Origin of the sequence: Idiomarina abyssalis, from assembly GCF_900116625.1 — a bacterium.
GTDB classification, from domain to species: Bacteria; Pseudomonadota; Gammaproteobacteria; order Enterobacterales; family Alteromonadaceae; genus Idiomarina; species Idiomarina abyssalis.
The window spans coordinates 32022-51022 of record NZ_FPBE01000007.1 but is presented as its reverse complement, the minus strand read 5'-3'; the positions used below and the strand labels follow the sequence as shown (position 1 = coordinate 51022).

The 19001-nt window shown below is 49.8% G+C and carries 15 protein-coding genes; 5 read left to right on the top strand and 10 right to left on the bottom strand.

What is annotated here, in order from left to right:
* Positions 1-29: 29 nt before the first annotated feature.
* The 7 genes from BM359_RS11530 to BM359_RS11500 all read right to left on the bottom strand — a co-directional run bounded on the left by BM359_RS11530 (position 30) and on the right by BM359_RS11500 (position 6849).
* A complete protein-coding gene (locus BM359_RS11530) occupies positions 30-1625 on the bottom strand; it encodes an AAA family ATPase (RefSeq protein ID WP_054490354.1) in 1596 nt (531 codons plus the stop codon).
* A gap of 45 nt (positions 1626-1670) precedes the next feature.
* Entirely contained in the window at positions 1671-2744 is a 1074-nt protein-coding gene (aroB, locus tag BM359_RS11525) for a 3-dehydroquinate synthase (RefSeq protein WP_054490352.1), read from the bottom strand.
* An 18-nt stretch (positions 2745-2762) separates the two neighbouring features.
* Entirely contained in the window at positions 2763-3296 is a 534-nt protein-coding gene (gene aroK, locus BM359_RS11520; RefSeq protein ID WP_054490350.1) for a shikimate kinase AroK, read from the bottom strand.
* A gap of 137 nt (positions 3297-3433) precedes the next feature.
* Positions 3434-4708, bottom strand: coding sequence for a type IV pilus secretin PilQ (locus BM359_RS11515; RefSeq protein WP_054490348.1), 1275 nt, complete (start codon positions 4706-4708; stop codon positions 3434-3436).
* Positions 4708-5529 carry a hypothetical protein gene (locus tag BM359_RS11510; RefSeq protein ID WP_054490346.1) on the bottom strand — a complete coding sequence of 274 codons (822 nt, stop codon included), beginning with the start codon at positions 5527-5529 and terminating at the stop codon, positions 4708-4710. Before BM359_RS11510 ends, BM359_RS11515 begins: the two co-directional genes overlap by 1 nt.
* Positions 5522-6043, bottom strand: a complete 522-nt coding sequence (locus BM359_RS11505; RefSeq protein WP_054490344.1) for a hypothetical protein — start codon at positions 6041-6043, stop codon at positions 5522-5524. The genes BM359_RS11510 and BM359_RS11505 overlap by 8 nt, the downstream gene beginning before the upstream one ends.
* Positions 6031-6849 (bottom strand): hypothetical protein, encoded by an 819-nt coding sequence (locus BM359_RS11500; RefSeq protein WP_054490342.1) that lies wholly within the window; start codon positions 6847-6849, stop codon positions 6031-6033. The genes BM359_RS11505 and BM359_RS11500 overlap by 13 nt, the downstream gene beginning before the upstream one ends.
* A 155-nt stretch (positions 6850-7004) precedes the next feature.
* On the opposite strand from BM359_RS11500, the gene BM359_RS11495 reads away from it, so the two are divergent.
* Positions 7005-9467: a penicillin-binding protein 1A gene (locus tag BM359_RS11495; RefSeq protein WP_054490340.1), complete on the top strand. Its 2463-nt coding sequence runs from the start codon at positions 7005-7007 to the stop codon at positions 9465-9467.
* 30 nt (positions 9468-9497) lie between these two features.
* Here BM359_RS11495 and BM359_RS11490 read toward each other — a convergent pair whose 3' ends face one another.
* Positions 9498-11939: a bifunctional aspartate kinase/homoserine dehydrogenase II gene (locus tag BM359_RS11490; RefSeq protein ID WP_054490338.1), complete on the bottom strand. Its 2442-nt coding sequence runs from the start codon at positions 11937-11939 to the stop codon at positions 9498-9500.
* 174 nt (positions 11940-12113) lie between these two features.
* On the opposite strand from BM359_RS11490, the gene metJ reads away from it, so the two are divergent.
* Positions 12114-12437, top strand: coding sequence for a met regulon transcriptional regulator MetJ (metJ, locus tag BM359_RS11485; protein WP_082332159.1), 324 nt, complete (start codon positions 12114-12116; stop codon positions 12435-12437).
* Here the strand turns inward: metJ and BM359_RS11480 are convergent.
* Positions 12434-13678 (bottom strand): malic enzyme-like NAD(P)-binding protein, encoded by a 1245-nt coding sequence (locus BM359_RS11480; RefSeq protein WP_054490335.1) that lies wholly within the window; start codon positions 13676-13678, stop codon positions 12434-12436. The two genes, metJ and BM359_RS11480, sit on opposite strands and share 4 nt — an antisense overlap.
* Positions 13679-13925: 247 nt before the next feature.
* The gene (gene rpmE, locus BM359_RS11475) at positions 13926-14138 is read right to left on the bottom strand and encodes a 50S ribosomal protein L31 (protein ID WP_054490333.1); all 213 of its coding nucleotides are present in this window, start codon (positions 14136-14138) and stop codon (positions 13926-13928) included.
* A 167-nt stretch (positions 14139-14305) separates the two neighbouring features.
* On the opposite strand from rpmE, the gene priA reads away from it, so the two are divergent.
* The 3 genes from priA (at position 14306) to BM359_RS11460 (ending at position 18924) form a co-directional block, all read left to right on the top strand.
* Positions 14306-16516: a primosomal protein N' gene (priA, locus tag BM359_RS11470; protein WP_054490331.1), complete on the top strand. Its 2211-nt coding sequence runs from the start codon at positions 14306-14308 to the stop codon at positions 16514-16516.
* A gap of 92 nt (positions 16517-16608) precedes the next feature.
* Positions 16609-18351, top strand: a complete 1743-nt coding sequence (gene argS / locus BM359_RS11465) for an arginine--tRNA ligase (RefSeq protein ID WP_054490328.1) — start codon at positions 16609-16611, stop codon at positions 18349-18351.
* A 6-nt stretch (positions 18352-18357) separates the two neighbouring features.
* Complete coding sequence (locus BM359_RS11460; RefSeq protein ID WP_054490326.1) at positions 18358-18924, top strand: SPOR domain-containing protein; 567 nt, start codon at positions 18358-18360, stop codon at positions 18922-18924.
* Positions 18925-19001: the final 77 nt, after the last annotated feature.

Genomic DNA, 19001 nt, shown 5'->3' with positions numbered 1-19001 from the left:
GAAAATTGCTGACTGCGCTATTCGTCCGGCTACTGGCTAGTAATGTCGTTTTGCACACTGGCAAACGACTTAGCCCAGGGCTCCATTTGCTGCACATCGGTCGGCAGCTGAGTGGCGGCTGCACGTGCTTGCTCAATGCTGGGATAGCTGCCAAAAATAACCACATAACGTTGATCAGCGCGCTGATACACCTGAGTATTAGCGGCAATACCGTAGTCATTACGGAAACTGCGCAGTAGCTGCGGGTCACTAATAATGCTGATTTGCAGCGTGTAATTGCCTGAATTCTGATCCAGTGCCCACTGGGTCTGGAACGGCCGCGCTTGAGGCTGAGACTGTTGTGGTTGTAGCTCAGGTTGTTCTGCTTTAACTTCTGGCTCTGGTTTGGCTACAACGGTATCAATGCCTGCCTCGGCTGCCGACTGCTCGTTAGACTGCCCTGCAGGCTCTGCTTCCTGCGGCTCTTGTTGCTTCGGCTGTTGCTTAATGAAGCCCAGCGAAATTTCGCCTTCTGTAATTTCAGAGGCGGCTACGGTGTTTAATGTACCTAACGCATTGCGGTAAGAGGCGGCCAGTTCCGCAGGAACCAGTTCTAAAGAACGTTCATTGAGCGGTTCAAAGCTGGGCAAACTGGTCGTCTGTTCGGTAGCTTCTGTTGCTGTTTTATCTTCGGCTGTCGTGGCACTGTTTGCATCGCCTTCTTCGGTCGTGGCTTCTGCCGATGCCGCTGATTCCGGATTCACTTGTTGCCAGTAGGCGGTCAGCTGCTCTTTATTCAGAAAACCAGCAAAGGCCAGACTCATAATGGCTGCAATTAAAAGAATAGGCCACAGACGCATTTTGCGACGGCTGCCCTGTTCTGCTTTATGGTTCGCTTTGCTCTGTTCGCTGGCGTTGTTGTCAGCATTTTCTTCGGCATTGGTATCGCGGTAGCGTGCTGCCTGAGTCGTTAAGGTTAACTGCAAACGCTGCTGAATTTCACCGGGAAACCCATGAATGGAGTTTAAAAATTGTTGAATGCGTTCCAGGTTCCAGAAGCTACGCTGCTTCTCCGGCAGTAAGGCCTGCACAAAGCGAATCTGTTCGTCATGATTAAGTGGCTGAACCTCAATCATGGTGGGCCCTTGTACACGCAAGTGCGGCGCCGGGCGTTGTTGCTGTGCCCAGCGGCTGTCGCCGGTAATGATAATGCTGGTGCGCTGACCAATGGCGCTAAGCTGAGTAACGGTGGAAATGCACTCGGCTAAAAAGCTTTCTGACAATAGCTCACCGTTATCGATAACAATAATGGCGTGGTTAAGCGGACGCTGGCGTTGCATCTGACGACTTAGTGACTCGTCGTTAATGCTGATGGTGCCGAACAACTGGTTGAGTATCTGTGCGCGAAGTCGGTCGTTGGTGGAGCGTTCATTGGCGCTGATAAAAGCGACTTCCGCGTATTCTGATGCCTGCTCCAGAAACACTTCTGCAATGGTGGTTTTACCGCTGCCCTCTTTGCCGTGCAGCATAATAAGCGAAACGCTTTGCTGGCAATTTTGGTGGAGCTGGTCAATAACCTGTTGCTGGCTTGGTTTGGTTTTTACCGGCGCGGCAACAATGTGTTGTGTGGTTGCAAGTGCTTGCATCTGTCTGTTCCTGTCTGTCAGCCGAATAGAGATAACGCGTTGGCGTTAGCAACATTCAGTGATCACAGCAGCAACGGTATTGTGTTCTACAGTACTGACGACTTCAGCTTTACCAATAGCAACTGGAAGAACAAAGTGCAGCTGACCGTCTTTTACTTTTTTGTCGCGCTGCATGTAGTCTAACCAGTCCTGCCAGGGCATTTGCGGGCCCTTCGTTGGCAAGCCAAGTGCCAGCAGTAAATCTTTAATGCGTCGAAAATCTGACGAATCGAGCCGCTGTGTCACTTCTGACAGCTTAGATGCAATTATAATGCCAGCAGCTACGGCTTCGCCGTGTGTCCATGCGCCGTATTCGGTGGCGGCTTCAATGGCGTGTCCAAAAGTGTGGCCTAAATTGAGTAATGCCCGTAGGCCTTTTTCGCGCTCGTCCTGGGCGACAACTTCCGCTTTAATTTCGCAGCTGCGTTGAATAGCATAAGTCAGTGCTGCCGGGTCTTGCTGACTTAACTCTGTCGTATGCTGTTCCAGCCAGTGGAAAAACTCGGGATCGTAGATAACACCGTATTTAACCACTTCGGCCAGGCCGCTGCGGTAGTCCCGTTCAGTCAGTGTTTGCAAGCAGTCTATGTCGATAACCACCGATTTGGGCTGATAGAAAGCGCCAATCAGGTTTTTCCCCTGCGGATGGTTAACCGCTGTTTTTCCGCCCACGGAAGAATCAACCTGCGACAATAGGGTGGTCGGAATTTGGTAAAAGTCGACACCCCGTTGAAATGTTGACGCCACAAAGCCCGCTAGGTCACCAACCACACCTCCGCCTAAAGCAATAATGCCGCAGTCGCGGTTAAAGCCAGCGTTAATAAGAAGATCCATGGCTTCGCTGTAGCTTTCCAGGCTTTTAAACTGTTCGCCGTCGCGCATTTCAAATACTTCGACCTGATGGCCGGCAAGCGCACTTAATAATGGCTTTAAATAGTGCTGGCTGATGGTTGGGTTAGTGATGACCAGTAGCTGTTGATTGAGTTTATGCGGGAGGTTTTCTACGTAGTTTGATAACAGGGCGTTACCAATGTAGATGGTGTAGCTGCGTTCACCTAAAGAGACGTTAACCTCAGCCATGAACGCAGCTCCCTTTATTTACCCGAGGCCGTTAATCGACTCGAGTTGATCGATAATGTCATTGACGACGAATTTTGCGCTTTGATCATCGGTTTGTACCGTGATGTCTGCAATTTCTTCGTATAAAGGGTCGCGTTCTTGCGCCAGTTGCTCCAGCACTTTACGCGGGTCGTCAGCTTCTGCAATTAAAGGCCGGCGTTTGTCGCGCTGGGTGCGCGCCAGTTGTTTCTCAATGGGTGTTTTCAAGTACACAACAACACCCCGAGCCGACAGACGGTTACGGCTTTCTTTGCTCATGACCGAGCCGCCACCTGTCGCTAAGACAATACCCATGTTTTCGGTAAGCTCTTCGATTACTTTTTCTTCGCGTGCACGAAAGCCTTCTTCACCTTCAAGCTCAAAAACCCAACTGATATCAGCCCCTGTGCGGCGCTCGATTTCAGAATCTGAGTCGTAGAACTCTAAATGTAATTGTCTGGCGATTTGACGGCCAATCGTACTTTTGCCAGCCCCCATGGGCCCAACAAGAAAAATATTACGTTTCTCAGCCATATTCCTGCTTACATCATTGGTTAAAATTAGCTGTAACTCACGAATCCGGAGTGTCTGGAGACGTCCCCCAACCCAACGAAAAGAAGCGCGATTATCGCAACTTGAGCCCACTTTAGCAATAGTAATCGGCTTTTGGACTAAGTTTGGGGCAATATCGTTGGTGTGACGAAAATCATTAACTCCCGCTTTTCATTGCGCTGCTGCTGATGAGAGAACAAATTCCCGAGTAACGGCAGCGAACCTAAGATGGGGACACGACTGTCATCATTCAAGCTATGTTCCTGAAAGATTCCCCCTAAGACGATAGTTTCGCCATTTTTCGCCAGTACCCGCGTCGACATTTCCTGCGTGTCGATGGCAACGGCTGGTCCGGTTGGTGTGGCAACGGTGTCGCCGCGGGTGTTCTGGGTAATGGTGAGCTCCATTAGTACATGGTTATTTGGTGTTATTTGCGGAGTCACACTTAAACCCATAACTGCTTTTTTAAATTGCACCGCAGTAGCCCCGTGCGCAGCTGTTTCTACATAAGGTATTTCGGTACCTTGCTCTATGTAGGCCGGTTGCTGATTTGACGTAAAAATTTTCGGACTGGTAATAATTTCGGCTTTGTTTTCCTGCTCCAGCGCCGTTAATTCAAGGTCCAGCAGAATGTCATCGCTCAGCCTGGCTAGGTTTGCGGAAAAGGTTCCGGCGGGGTTTGTTGCCGGTAAGTCCACTTGCATACCTTTTACAAAACGCCCTGCGTCCTCTGGTATTGCCAGTCCGTACTCCGACGCGCCCCAACGAATGCCCAGTTCTTTACTGACGTTGGCCTTTACCGTCACCATACGGGCTTCAATGAGAACTTGTTTCACCGGGACATCTAAATCAATGACTAACTGACGAATGGTGGCCAGCTGCTCCGGTGTGTCCCGAACAATGAGGGTATTAGTGCGCTCATCAACACTGACCGCTCCGTTGGGTGACAAAAAGCTTTGCTGTTCATTTTTTAATAACGACGCTAAGTCACTGGCTTTAGCAAAGTTTACGCTAAGCAAAATAGAGCGGTGCTGGCTATTGTCTGCGACAGCATCATCGGCGACATCAATGCGGAGCATGGAACCTTGTGTGTGAACCGTTAAGCCATGACTGGTTAGCAGCGTGTCGAAGGCATCCTGCCAGGCAACCTTGTTGAGTTTCAAACTGGATTCACCACTGACCTGGTCGGTAATCAATATATTTAACTGATGCTGATCGGCCAGTAATTGTATGAGTTGGCTTAGCGGCATTTTATCGGTATTGAGCGAGACAGGTTGTTGTCTTTGCTCTTCGCTCAGCAGGCTTTTCCAGGAATTTTCCATTGCGTAGCCAGATGTAGAGCAAAGCACCAGCAGCAGACTGAGCACACAAAAAGAGAATTTAATTGGCTTCATTACGGTTTCTTGTCCTTAGTTAAACGAAGTTTGACGGTCTCTGTCGACCAACAGCCTGCATATTGCTGCCAGCGTTCGAACAGTGCGTACCCGGGGTTAATTTCACGCAATTGCATGAGTGGGCTTTCTATCCAGCTGTTGTTAGCAAGGGTTATTACGCGGTCCGGCAGTTGTAGCAGAGCTTTTCTTTGTGGTGAGGTTTGTGTGGCCAGCAACTTCACTAAAGACCAGTCACCGATTTGAATGTTGCTCTTTATTGCAGGCCGCTCTAAGCATTTAGGAGGTTCGACGGTAATCGGCGGAAAGTTTGTTTTAAACAGCGTGTTGGCGTCAATGCTTGCCGAAGCGGCATCATTGGCGTTTAACCACAGAAACTGCCAACTGAGTTTACCGCTGGTTAAGTCTGTGTCTTGCCACTTTAATGTTTGAGTAAAAGGAAAAGCCTGAGTCGCGCCTTGTTGTGCCAGCATTACAGAGGCAACAAAACGGACAGCGCGCTGATAGCTGCCATTAACTCCAACCAACCATTGCTCAGAACGCTCTGGATCCTGTTGGTAATGCAAGTCGACCTTTTGTTGCTTTGCCGCCTGGGTTAGTAATGACGAAACATCCACGAAGGAGGGTTCGGGTACGCCGATACTGTCCTCTGCCGGATCTGGAGGAAGAGGTGCCTGTAGCTGCTGATACTGATTCCGCAAGGTGTTGCTAAGCTGCGCGGCCTGATACCCGGTGAAGTAATAGCTAATGAGCACAGCAAGCAGGGTAAAGATAAGCAGAGCGATACCCCAGGCTATAAGCGCTTTGTGTAATGATTTAGCCACGGCTGGCCTCACGCGGGCTATTTAAGTAATGGAATGAAACGCGTTTTTGCGGCAACAACTGCTGTCTTAGCCCGGCATGAGCAAGTTGTTTGTTGAGCCATAAATAGTGGTCGTTAACTTCCTGAATACGGCGATAGCCAGCTTCCAGCTTGAACTGCTCATGGTTAAAAGTAAGCCGGCGGTTGTGAAAGCTTTTTGGTGTGTTGTCGAGTATTGCCGAAAATGCGTTAAGCCTCAGCTTATGTGCGCGTTTAAGCCGGGTAAAAGTACGCTGGGTCTCTTGCTGTTGCTTGTAGGCTTGCCAGCGTTGTTGGTGAACTTTGCGCTCAGCCAGTGTTTGATTCTGGGCGCTAACTTTTTGCTGCAACTGAGCCAGATAGTCACTGTATGAAATAACCCACTGTGAAGAGAAAAAGGTAACAGTTATTAACAGCGCAATACCGACTTTATGCAATGTGTGGTGGCGTTGCCATAAGCTTTGCTGTCGCCATTGCAGAAGGTTTAACGATGCCATTGATTAAACCCCCGCAAGGCTAAGCCTAATAACACCAGCTCATTATCTAATGCCGCAACAATGGGTGCTGGATTGTTTTTGAAAAAGGGGGTTGTTGATAGCACTAGGTGCGTGAGTTGCGTTTGCCCTTCAAGCTGCCTATCCAGCGACGACTGAACCGCTTTATCGCCAAAGCTCATAACCCAACTGAATTTGCCGGACATTTGAGCCGACAAAAGATAAGGCAGTAAATTGAAAGTATCGACGTATTCTAAGCGCTGAAAAACACCGCCTTTGCAATACAGAAGAATAGACTGAGGCTGTCTCAGCTCGACAATGACCCATTGCATTGTGCTTTCAAATACTGCGTTGTCGGGCCAAAGGTAAGGAAGTACTGCGTTGGTTGCACGTACAACAGACTGATAGGCCGGTTCAACCACGTGTACCGGCATTTGTAGTGGTGCCAATATTGCCAGTAATTCTTCCAGAGCTGAGCGTTGACCAATGACCGCTTCAGCTTCGTTATTTCGGGTAAAATAGTCGTAACTGATACCGGTACTGGTCTTTAATTGTGGCGGTAATTTTTCCAGTAACTGCTCTTCAACCTGACTATGGTTGTCCAGCGCAATTTTCTGATAGTGAGTTGCGGTGTAATCAAGCGCTGAGACAATGCCATCTTTATTGAGTCCTTTATCGCTGAGGCTGTTTTTGTGTTGCTGTGAAAAGTGGTCGACGACAAAGTGCCGGCCCTGCCGTGATAGTTGTAAAACCAGACAACTTTCACGATTCATTTGCACAGCAAGTGGTTGCTGGCGAAGTAATGACATTAGACAATATCCTTATTGTAGAAAAGCCAGATGCAAGCGTAGTGTTGTGAACAAAAATCCGCCATAATAGTCAGTAAGAATTTAGAGCTAATTTATGTCGGTTTTTGTAGTTTAAGCAGACTGGCGTAGTGAAAATGCGGTTATGGAGCAGATAATTGAAGTGGTTTAAGCGGCTAATTTACACCTTGCTGGTGTGTACTATTATTGGCGGGGTAGCGGTTGGCAGCCTTTACTTGTATGTAAAGCCCGAATTACCCAGCGTGGAAGCTTTGCGCGATGTGCGTTTGCAGACACCAATGCAGGTGTTCACAGCAGACGGGGAACTGATCTCACAGTTTGGTGAAAAGCGGCGTATACCTGTGGAGCTGCAAGACGTACCGCAACCGCTTATTGATGCTTTTCTGGCAACCGAAGACAGTCGTTTTTATCAGCATTTTGGTGTTGACCCTATTGGTGTTTTGCGTGCCTTTAGTGTGTTGGTGACCACCGGTGAGATTCAGGAAGGTGCCAGTACCATTACCATGCAGCTGGCACGTAACTTCTTTTTGACCTTTGAACGCGCGTGGATGCGCAAGATAAAAGAAGCCTTTATTGCCGTTCACATTGAACAGCTCTTAAGCAAAGATGAGATTCTGGAACTTTACCTCAATAAAATTACCTTCGGGCATCGCGCTCATGGCGTCGGGGCTGCAGCACAGGTTTATTACGGTAAGCCACTAAAAGACCTGACTCTGGCGCAGATGGCAACCATCGCAGGCTTGCCTAAAGCGCCGTCGAATCTAAACCCAATTTCAAACCCGATTGCTTCGAAAGCGCGCCGACGTGTGGTTTTGTTGCGTATGCTGGATGAAAATAAAATCAGCCAGGCGGAGTTTGAAGAAGCCGCTAATGCCCCGGTCACCGCTCGTCGTCATGGCGCGGAGGTAACGGTCAATGCGCCTTATCTGGCCGAGATGGTGCGCCAGGAAATGGTAGACCGCTACGGAGACGACAAAGCTTACAATGAAGGCTACAAGGTTTACACAACGATAAGAAGCGATGTGCAGCTGGCTGCGCGTCAGGCCGTCTGGGATAACCTGCACAGTTACGACGAACGCCATGGTTACCGCGGTCCGGTTAGCTTGTTGTGGTCAGCAGAAAAAGAAGAGGAGCCGGTGGAAGAACCGGCTATTCGGCAATACCTTGAACAATTACGCGTTATTGGTGCGGTTACACCGGCTGTGGTGATAGCCGTTGGTGAGCAGTCTGCGGAAGTGATGGTTAAAGACGAGGGGAAAATCACTTTACCCTGGGAAGCCATGCACTGGGCCCGCGAATACCTGAACGAAGAACGTCAGGGGCCGCCTCCGGAGACAGCCGGAGAAATCATGCAGCCCGGGCACGTTATTTGGTTGCGTCGGGTGAATGACGGCAGTGAATGGCGTCTGGCTCAAATTCCTGAACCAAGTTCCGCCATTGTGTCGCTAAGGCCCGATGACGGCGCTGTAGCTGCTGTGGTTGGTGGTTACAGTTTCCAGCTGAGCCAGTACAACCGCGCACTACAAGCGGAACGTCAGGTTGGTTCTAATATTAAACCGTTAATATATTCAGCAGCCTTTGAAGAAGGATTGACGCTGGCGACTCTGGTTAATGATGCTCCGATTAACCAGTGGAATCCGGGTTCCGGTATTGCCTGGCGGCCCAAAAACTCGCCTGAAGTTTACGAAGGGCCTATTCGCCTGCGTAAAGCGCTGGCTAAGTCGAAAAACGTGGTTTCAGTGCGGCTAATTCGCGAAGTGGGCGTAAAGCAAGTGGCAGACCATTTAGCGAAATTTGGGCTGGATCGTTCTGAAATTCCTGAAAATGAATCGCTCTCGTTGGGTTCGCTGTCAATGACACCGATGCAGGTAGCCAGAGCATTTGCTGTTTTCGCAAATGGTGGCTTTTTGGTCGAACCTTATTTCATTGAACGCATTGAAGATGCAGACGGAAACGTTTTAGACGAAACCGACCCGGCGCGCGCCTGTTTCGACTGCGATAAACCGGCACCGCAGGTCATCAGTGAGCAAAATGCATTTTTGGTTGAACAGGCAATGAACTCTGCTGTCTGGGGTGGTGGAAGCTGGCCTAATGGCACCGGCTGGAATGGTACCTCCTGGCGTATTCAACGTTCTAAACCCATTACCGAAGCGGTAGGTCGTAACATTGCCGGTAAAACCGGTACGACAAACGATGTGCGAGACACTTGGTTCTCGGGCTTTACTTCTAGTCTATCCACCACGGTCTGGGTAGGTTTTGATGATGTTTCCAGAAAGCTGGGGCGTACGTCAAAGCATCCTGAAGTGGACTCCAGTCAGCAGGCAATAACCGGCGGTGAGGCTGGAGCTAAAACAGCATTGCCGGGCTGGATCCTGTTTATGGAAAAGGCGTTACCCCTGTTCCCGTCACGTGAGTTTGGTATTCCACCGGGCGTGGTGAATGTTCGAATCGACTTAGAAAGTGGTAAGTTGTCGCATAAGAGCGATTACACCACACGCTTTGAATACTTCATTCGGGGAACTGAGCCGACAGAGTACAGCCGTAATAATGGCAACTCAGACAGCGATATTTTTGAAGACAATGACGACGATTTATTTTAGTCAGGCATTAGGAAAAAATGAGTGGGAGCGTTAAGCTCCCACTGCCAGTTTACCCAGTAACTGATTCAAATCGGACTGAACCCCACCTGCGGTAACGTGTTTACCTGCACCGGGACCACTTATTACGAGCGGCATTTCAGAATACCAGTCGGTGTAGATAACAAAGATGTTTTCGCCGGGTATTAGGTTTGCCAGCATATCCCCTTCCGGAATGTACTCAATACCAACCTGAGCGGTAACCCGCTGCTCATCACTGACGGTGAAGCTGGCCAGTAGTCGCGGTACTTTACCGTCTTTGGCAGCTTCGTTAAGCATAGCTGCCATGGGCTCATCAAGCTCAGATATGCGTTGCATAAAGTCCTTAAGCGGAATGTCGCGTAAGTTCTCCGGCACCAGGCTTTGTACCTGAATGTCCTGCCAGTCCAGATTCAAGCCAATTTCGCGTGCAAGAATCAGCAGTTTACGGACAAGATCCTGGCAGGACAGATCTTCTCGTGGGTCGGGTTCGCTGTAACCCCTTTCTTTGGCTTCTTGTACCAGCGAGCTGAAAGCCACACCTTTGGTGAAATTCTCAAACAACCAGGACATAGTTCCGGAGAAAATACCGGAGATACTGCGGATTTCGTCGCCGGAATTGCGTAAGTCATTAATGGCGTAATTCAAAGGCAGTCCGGCGCCAACGGTGGTGTTATAGAGCCACTCACGGTCGTATTCGTGCTGGATGGTACGAATTTCGCGGTACAGCGCTTCGTCAGCCGAGCCCGCGCGCTTGTTGGCACTGATGATATGCAGGCCGTTTGCGAACAGACTCGGATATAACTGTGCCACTTGTTTGGCATCGGTTAAATCAATCACAACCAGCTCGTCGTATGGCGCATTGGGCAGCTCGCGCAACAGTTCGGTCAATACGTAAGGGCGCGCCAGGCGGTCGAAGTCATCTGCCCACTGGGTCAGTTCAACGCCGTTGTAATCCAGCCATAAACGGCGGGAATTAGCTATGCCAATAACGCGAACGTCCATCACCTGGTTAATGCGGTCCCGCTGTTGTCTGAACAGCTCCAACCAGGCTGTACCAATATTGCCACGGCCAATAACCAGCACACCCAGACTGCGGCGGTAGTTAAATAATTGACTGTGTAAACGGTTCAGTAAACGGTTATCAAGCTTCTGCTCTAAAATAGCCACAGCGGAGTCGCCGTTCTGAGTTAAGGCAAAGCGGCGTACTTTTTGTTCTGAAAGCTGGAGCTTAAAGGTCGAAAACTGATCGGTTTCCTGAATGCGGTTACCGACAATAGCGACCATGGAGTAACCGCGAATTTGAGTGATGGCATCACCCGCGCCCAGACTGTCCAGCCAGCCGGTCAGATAGTCTAAGTGGTTTTGGTGAAAGACCAGATATTGCTGATGATTTTCCGGCTCAGTCCAACTGACCAGCGGTTCTAACTCCAGTTCATCCAGGCGCTTTACTAAAGCCTTGTCCTGCAACTCAACTTTAAACAGAACCACTTCGGACAAAGACGTGAAGACTTTGCCGCGGGGCTGCGTATTCTGGAACTGACCAATGCGGGTTTGCTGGTTTTCTACTTTTAAGCTGGAACGTACCGATATGACCATGCGTTGACGGTCGACCGGCTGAAAGGTTCTTGGGTGCAGAACCGGGCTGCCAAGTCTTGCCAGTTCCTCGGCTTCGGTCCAGTCCAGTGTGGGCAAACTGACGACACGTTCAACTTTACGAGGATCCGCCGAGTAAACACCGGCAACGTCCTTCCATATAGTGACCTGGCGAGCATCGAGCAAGCTACCCACCAGCGTAGCTGAGTAGTCACTGCCGTTGCGACCCAGAGTCAAGCTTTCGCCGTTTAAGCCACGTGCAATAAAGCCGGTAACAATAAAGCGGGTGCCGGAATGAGGAGCTACCCGCAGTAGTAGCTTTTCACGGGAGTGCTCAACCTGAATCACAGGCTCTGGAGCATCCGCTGCCAGTAAGAAGTCGCGGGCATCAATGTGGTCGGCCCGGGTGCCCTGTTTTTGCAGCAGCGCAGATAATAAGCGTGCCGACCAAAGTTCACCGTAGGACAGCAGCTCGGCGTTATGAGCAATGTCTTCGTCACCGGCTAACCAACGACGCCAGCGAGTGAAGTCCTGTTGTGACTGTTGCAGCAATTGCTGTTGTAAATCGCCACTTAATAACTCAGTGATAAGTCCTTGCTGAAAATTCTCCAGCTGATCGAGCAGAATACTGGCGGTATCGCCCGGCTGCGGTTTGGCGTTTATAATAGCCAGAATACGATTGGTCGTATCACCAGCGGCGGAAACCACGACAAGATCGCTCGCGCCGGCGTATTCCGTTACAATGCGGGCCACACGTCGATAGCAAAAGGCGTCGGCAAGACTGCTTCCGCCAAACTTGTGTACCTGAACACTGTCGGCAACGGCCTGCTTTTGCTCCTCTGTGAGCTGTGTTGTTGTCATTCCGCCTTCCTTAACTACTCGCATGGATTGGGTTACTGCTACTAAGGCTAAAATATTGTCAGACAAATGTCAGCAACTTTTAGCCATCTAGACGGATAAAATTTGACGGGGTCGCTCAGTCGGGTACAATTCATTACAACTTACAGGGTTTTGTCTGACATCAGAGCAATGAATATGAAATGGAACGGCGAATACATTTACCCGTATGCTGAACACGGTCGTAAGAGTCAGCAGGTTAAGAAAGTTACGGTCTCAATTCCTACTCGGGTATTAAAAGTACTGACTGATGAGCGGACCCGTCGCCAAATCAATAATTTGCGTCATGCTACCAACAGCGAACTGCTGTGTGAGGCGTTTTTACACGCTTTTACCGGTCAGCCGCTGCCCGAAGATGAAGACTTGCAAAAATCGAACTCGAATAAAATACCCAAAGCCGTGCGGGAAGAGCTGGAAGCCAGAGGCTTGCCCATCCCGACGGATGACGAATTGGACGATTAATCCTGCATATAATTTTCTGGTAAATCGATTTTCGCCGCGCCGGATTTCACGGCGGCTTCAGCAACCGCGCGAGCCACACGCTGGCACAAGCGTGGATCGATAGGCTTAGGAATAATGTAGTTGCGGCCGAAGTTTAATTCTTTGACATCGGCTGCTTTTAGCACGGAGTCGGGCACGGGCTCTTTCGCCAACTGGCGAATGGCCTCTACCGCTGCCACCTTCATTTCATCGTTAATGGCTGTTGCCCGCACATCTAATGCTCCGCGGAACATAAAAGGGAAACAGAGTACATTGTTCACCTGGTTCGGATAGTCCGAACGGCCAGTTCCCATAATTAAGTCGTCCCGTGCTGCCATAGCAACTTCCGGTTTAATTTCCGGATCAGGGTTTGAGCAGGCAAAAATAACCGGGTTAGGTGCCATTAGCTTCAGCTCTTCCGGGCTGAGCAGGTCTGGGCCTGAAACGCCAACAAAGATATCAGCACCCTCAATAACATCTTTTAGCGTGCGCTTATCGGTATTGTTAGCGAACAGTTGCTTGTATTCGTTTAAGTCGTCACGGCGGGTGTGAATAACGCCTTTAGAATCGAGCATGTAAATGTGTTCGCGCTGTGCACCGCATTTAATCAGAAGCTCCATACAGGCAATTGCTGCTGCGCCGGCACCGAGACAAACAACGCGTGACTCGGCCAGTTTTTTGCCCTGAATTTCCAGCGCGTTAAGCATACCGGCTGCGGTAACAATGGCAGTACCGTGTTGGTCGTCATGGAATACCGGTACATTGCAGCGTTCTATTAAGGCCTGCTCAATTTCAAAACACTCAGGTGCTTTAATGTCTTCTAAGTTAATACCGCCAAAGGTGTCAGCAATGTTGGCAACCGTATTGATAAAGTCCTGTGTGGTACGGTGACTGACTTCAATATCAATGGAATCCAGCCCGGCGAAGCGTTTGAACAAAAGTGCTTTACCTTCCATTACCGGTTTTGACGCTAGTGGCCCCAAATTACCCAGACCGAGAATAGCCGTTCCGTTAGTAATAACAGCAACCATGTTGCCTTTAGCCGTGTACTTGTACGCGTTGTCCGGGTCTTGTGCGATTTCCCGAACCGGCTCTGCTACGCCCGGGCTGTAGGCCAGCGCTAAATCTTTACTGGTTTCAGCAGGGGTGGTGAGTTCAACGGAAATTTTACCCGGGGTCGGGTATTGATGGTAATCCAGTGCCTGTTGGCGAAAGTCTGTCATGCGGTGATACCTGAGTCTGGTGATCAGAATGCCGATCAGTCTATCGCTTTTGTGCTAATAAACAAATCTTACCTCCGCCTTTGAGGGTCATGAGGTGAATGAAATTTCCAATGTGTTTAAAAGTACACCAGTTAACTTTTCTTTAACAATAGGCCGCTTAGCGAAACAGGCACAAAAAAAGGCACTGTTTAGCGCCTTTTTCTTAAAATCTGCTGTTAAGCAGCGTTTTCTATAAGTTTTCTTAGGCTTATTTCTTGCCCAGAGCACCAAAACGCTTCTTAAATTTGTCAACACGACCACCAGTGTCCATTACACGCTGCTTACCAGTGTAGAACGGGTGGCACTCTGAACATACGTCCAGGTGAAGATCTTCTGAGCGGGTTGAACGCGTTTCGAACGTGTGACCGCAAGAACAGCTGACTTTTAAAGTCTCGTACTTAGGATGAATACCTTGTTTCATGGGGTTACCTCAGTTATGGGCCGCATCGCCATTCGATCCAAAGCCGAACACCATGCGCAAAAAAACATCAATGAATTAAGAGCCGCGCATTTTATGTGATCCTGAGCCTGTGATCAAGCAGAATCTGCTGCCTTGTATTCTGCGCGGTAGCGTTCCAGAATAGAGCCATGAAGCAAGCCAACACCGGCAATGAACGACGTTATAAAGTCGCTCTGCCGTTACCTCTTCGACAAACCTATGATTATCTGTGCAAAAGTGCTGAGCCGCTGCCGCAGGGAGTGCGCGTGCGCGTGCCATTTGGTCAGCGCCAGTTAGTCGGCTATGTGGTTACTGAAGCCAATGACGAGCCGCCAACGTTTGAGCTGAAGTCGGTTTCGTCGGTATTGGATGAGCAACGACTGTGGCCGGATGATATTTGGCAACTGGTTCGCTGGTCTTCCGATTATTACCACCACTCGCTGGGGGATGTTGCTGCCAATAGCCTGCCGGTTTTGTTGCGCAAAGGCGATGCGCCGGAATACCTGACTGAAACTTTTTATGCGTTGACTGACTTAGGCCTTGCTCAGTCTATTAACGACTTGAAAGGGGCGGCGCGACAACAGCAAGTGCTGGCGGCGCTGAAACATAAGCCGCTCAGGCGCAGCGACTTAACCGACATAGGTGTGACCTCGGCCGTGCTTCGTACCCTGCAGGATAAAGGCTGGATTGAGGTGCGTGAGCAGGCACCGGCAAAGCCACAAAGCTGGCAGCAGAAGCCATCGGTATTAAGAGAACAGGGTCATGAATTAAATACCGAGCAGGCAGTAGCGGTTTCAACCATTAACCAGCAACAGAAGCACAGTACGCTATTGCTGGAAGGCGTTACCGGCAGTGGTAAGACTGAAGTCTACTTACAGGCTATGCAACCGGTACTGGAACGTGGTGAACAGGTTTTAGTGCTGGTGCCTGAAATTGGCCTCACCCCGCAAACCCTGCAGCGCTTTAAAGAACGCTTTGACGCGCCGGTGGTGATGCTGCACTCCGGTATGAGCGACAGAGAGCGGCTCAATACCTGGCTGGATGCGAAACACGGGCATGCAGCGATTATTATCGGCACCCGCTCTGCGGTGTTTACGCCTTGCCAGAAGCTGGGGCTTATTGTTGTCGATGAAGAGCATGACTTGTCCTACAAACAACAAGACGGATTCCGCTACCATGCCCGGGACATTGCCATAAAACGGGCAGCATTGTTGAACATACCGCTGGTATTAGGTAGTGCAACGGCCTCGCTGGAAACGTTGAACAACGCAGTCAGCAAGCGTTTTCACTGGCTTAAGCTGGGGCAACGTGCGGGTGGTGCACAAATGGTCAAACACGAGCTCATTGACCTTAAGCAGCAACCGATAAAAGCCGGTATCTCTAAAATACTGCAGGAACAAATTCAGGTAGAAATTGAACGCGGTAACCAGGTATTACTGTTTCTTAACCGCCGTGGGTTTGCGCCGGCATTAATGTGTCATGAGTGCGGCTGGCTGGCGCAATGTCATCGTTGTGATGCTTATTACACAGTGCATAAAACCCATCAGCAGTTGCAGTGTCACCATTGCGGGAGTCAGCAGCGGATACCGCGTCAATGCGGTTCCTGCGGTTCGCCGCAGATGATTTCTCATGGTGTGGGCACTGAGCAGCTCGAGCATAGTCTGAAAGAGATGTTTCCCGGCCGCGGGGTACTGCGCATTGACCGGGACTCAACCCGCCGCAAAGGCCAGTTAGACGACTACCTGCAAAAAGCCACAAATAATGAGTATCCCTTGCTGGTCGGCACGCAAATGCTGGCAAAAGGGCATCATTTTCCTAACGTGACTTTAGTGGCGCTGCTGGATGTTGATGGCGCGCTCTACAGCGCTGACTTTCGGGCCGCAGAGCGTTTAGGCCAGCTTTATACTCAGGTGGCCGGGCGCGCCGGGCGTGAGCACAAAGCCGGTAAAGTGGTGCTGCAAACCCACCATCCGGAGCATGATTTAATTCAGGATTTGCTCAATAACGGCTATTCGCATTTCGCACTGACGGCTTTAGCCGAACGCCAGCAAAGTGAGCTGCCGCCGTTTTCTTATTTAGCTCTGTTCAGGGCTGAGGCAACAGACAGAGACTCTGTGGTGCAGGCCATGACCCAAATTCAGCAGTTGATGCCGCAAGTAGAAGGTGCTTTTTTATTGGGGCCAATGCCTGCCTTAATGGAGCGTAAAGCTGGTCGTTACCGCTATCAATTGCTGTTACATTGTCAGTCACGGAAACTACGTTTTCAGTTAATTGAGCACTTGCTGCCGCAGATTAACGCCTTGCCGTTATTGAAAAAAGTACGCTGGTCGCTGGATATCGATCCGCAAGACTTCAGCTGATTAACAACTAAGCGGTTTTTTTTATCGGGCGTAGCGATTAAACTAAGCGCTTTGAATTTCCTCTTCGATTTTTCATACAGGTAGTCGCATTAATGAAAGAACAACTTGAACAGTTACTGGCCGAAGCCATTGGTCAACTTAAAGCACAGGGAAAAATCCCTGCGGATCACCCAGTAAAGATTCAGTTGGATCGCCCTCGCGACAAGTCGCACGGTGACTTTGCGACAAACCTGGCACTTATGTTGGCAAAGCCGGCAAAGTCGAACCCGCGTCAGTTGGCTGAAGCCATTGTTGATGCGGTACCGGAGAATTCTCTGCTGTCGAAGATGGATATTGCCGGACCGGGCTTTATTAACTTCACCATTTCGCAGGACCAGCTGAAAGACCAGTTAACGGCGATGCTGAACAGTGACCGCCTGAATATCGATGTTGCTGACCAAAGCAAAACCATTGTCATTGATTACTCGTCGCCTAACCTGGCGAAGGAAATGCACGTCGGTCATCTACGTTCTGCCATTATTGGTGATGCCGTGTCCCGCGTGTGCGAGTTTTTAGGTCATAAAGTGGTTCGTCAAAACCACGTGGGTGACTGGGGTACACAGTTCGGTATGCTTTTGGCTTACATGGAAGCGCTGGATAACCAGTCGGCAGAATATGAGCTGAGCAACCTGGAAACGTTTTATAAAGCGGCCAAGCAGCGTTTTGACGACAGCGAAGAGTTCGCTGACCGTGCACGACAGTTGGTAGTAAAACTGCAGTCGGGCGATGAATACTGCCTGAAGTTGTGGAACCAGTTTATTGATGTATCACTCAGCCATTGTCAGGAAGTGTATGATCGCCTGGGTGTTAAGCTGACCCGTGATGACGTTATGGCCGAAAGTGCCTACAACGACAAGTTACCGGGCGTTATTGAACACCTGCGTGAAAAAGGGTTGCTGACCGAAGATCAGGGCGCGCAGTGTGTGTTCCTGGAAGAGTACAAAGGTAAAGAAGGCGAGCCGCTACCAATTATTGTGCAGAAAAAAGGCGGTGGTTATCTGTATGCCACCACCGATTTAGCCGCCATTGAATACCGTCAGAAAGTGTTAGGCGGTGACCACTTAATGTATTTTGTAGACGCCCGTCAGGCACTGCATTTTGACCAAATTTTTACCCTGGCGCGTAAAGCAGGCTTTGTTGAGGGTGAGATACAGCTAGACCATTACGGTTTTGGTACGGTGATGGGCAAAGACGGAAAACCTTACAAAAGCCGTGACGGGGGTGTGACTAAACTGGCTGATTTATTAGATGAAGCCGAACGCCGCGCACTCGAGTTGCTTCAGCAGAAAACGACCGACTTAACAGACGAGCAGCAGAAACGCGTTGCTGAAGTGGTGGGTATTAGCTCGGTGAAGTATGCCGACTTGTCGAAAAACCGCACCAGTGACTACATTTTTGACTGGAACCACATGCTGACCTTTGAAGGTAATACAGCGCCTTACCTGCTTTATGCTTACACCCGTGTGAACAGCATTTTTGACCGACTCGGCGATACCGCTTTTGACCGTGATGCAGACATTATTCTTAATGACGAGCGTGAGCTGGCGCTTGCGAACCAGCTGGTGCGTTTTAATGAAGTGCTGCATCAGGTTCAGGATAAAGCCATGCCGCACTTCTTATGCGGCTATCTGTTTGATCTGGCCGGGCGTTTTTCCAGTTTTTATGAAGCCTGCCCTATTTTGAATCAGGAAGATGAAGCCCTTCGTAACAGCCGCCTTAAGTTGTCGATGTTAACGGCTAACGTGTTGAAGCAAGGCCTGGATTTGCTGGGCATTCCAACCCTGGAGAAGATGTAACGCACTATGGATTACGCGAATCGTAAGCCAAAATCGCCGAAACGTAAGCCGGCTAAGAAAAAGGGAAGCAATAAAAAGCAGCAACGTGGAGCAAAACCTGTTGGTGAACGTAAAGCTGTCCCTTGGTTCGTGGTTATTATTGCCATTGGCTTAATCGCCTTATTTACTTATATTCTGGTGCAAATTAGCGGTAAGTCCGAGGAAGTTGAGCAACCGCATGTGCAGCAACCACCGGCCGATCTGTTGCCGGAAAAGTCGGCCGAACGCTGGCGTTATATTGAAGAGCTGGAAAGCAAAGAAGTGGAAGTGGATGTACCCGAACGCGAAGTGGGTCCACCTAAGCTTATGCAATGTGGCTCTTTTCGTCAGCAGGCTGACGCAGAAAGGCTGCGTGCGCAAATTGCTATGGCTGGTCTGGAATCTCAGGTTAGAGCAACGGACGGCAGTAATGGTCTTTGGTACCGGGTTATTTTAGGGCCTTATGAAACAAAACGTGACGCCGAACGTGATCGCCATAAACTGCAGCGGAATCAGGTGTTTGGTTGCGCAATTTGGAACTGGAACATCGATTAATCCATACCCACCATTGAAAAACACGATATAGACCCTCAAATACTTGTCATTGATGTCACAAAGACAAAAAAGAGGGT

Excerpts from the sequence above, each read along its gene's own strand:
- BM359_RS11530 (WP_054490354.1), bottom strand. The coding sequence starts at position 1,625 with ATGCAAGCACTTGCAACCACACAACACATTGTTGCCGCGCCGGTAAAA.
- aroB (WP_054490352.1), bottom strand. The coding sequence starts at position 2,744 with ATGGCTGAGGTTAACGTCTCTTTAGGTGAACGCAGCTACACCATCTAC.
- aroK (WP_054490350.1), bottom strand. The coding sequence starts at position 3,296 with ATGGCTGAGAAACGTAATATTTTTCTTGTTGGGCCCATGGGGGCTGGC.
- BM359_RS11515 (WP_054490348.1), bottom strand. The coding sequence starts at position 4,708 with ATGAAGCCAATTAAATTCTCTTTTTGTGTGCTCAGTCTGCTGCTGGTG.
- BM359_RS11505 (WP_054490344.1), bottom strand. The coding sequence starts at position 6,043 with ATGGCATCGTTAAACCTTCTGCAATGGCGACAGCAAAGCTTATGGCAA.
- BM359_RS11500 (WP_054490342.1), bottom strand. The coding sequence starts at position 6,849 with ATGTCATTACTTCGCCAGCAACCACTTGCTGTGCAAATGAATCGTGAA.
- BM359_RS11490 (WP_054490338.1), bottom strand. The coding sequence starts at position 11,939 with ATGACAACAACACAGCTCACAGAGGAGCAAAAGCAGGCCGTTGCCGAC.
- metJ (WP_082332159.1), top strand. The coding sequence starts at position 12,114 with ATGAAATGGAACGGCGAATACATTTACCCGTATGCTGAACACGGTCGT.
- BM359_RS11480 (WP_054490335.1), bottom strand. The coding sequence starts at position 13,678 with ATGACAGACTTTCGCCAACAGGCACTGGATTACCATCAATACCCGACC.
- rpmE (WP_054490333.1), bottom strand. The coding sequence starts at position 14,138 with ATGAAACAAGGTATTCATCCTAAGTACGAGACTTTAAAAGTCAGCTGT.
- priA (WP_054490331.1), top strand. The coding sequence starts at position 14,306 with ATGAAGCAAGCCAACACCGGCAATGAACGACGTTATAAAGTCGCTCTG.
- argS (WP_054490328.1), top strand. The coding sequence starts at position 16,609 with ATGAAAGAACAACTTGAACAGTTACTGGCCGAAGCCATTGGTCAACTT.
- BM359_RS11460 (WP_054490326.1), top strand. The coding sequence starts at position 18,358 with ATGGATTACGCGAATCGTAAGCCAAAATCGCCGAAACGTAAGCCGGCT.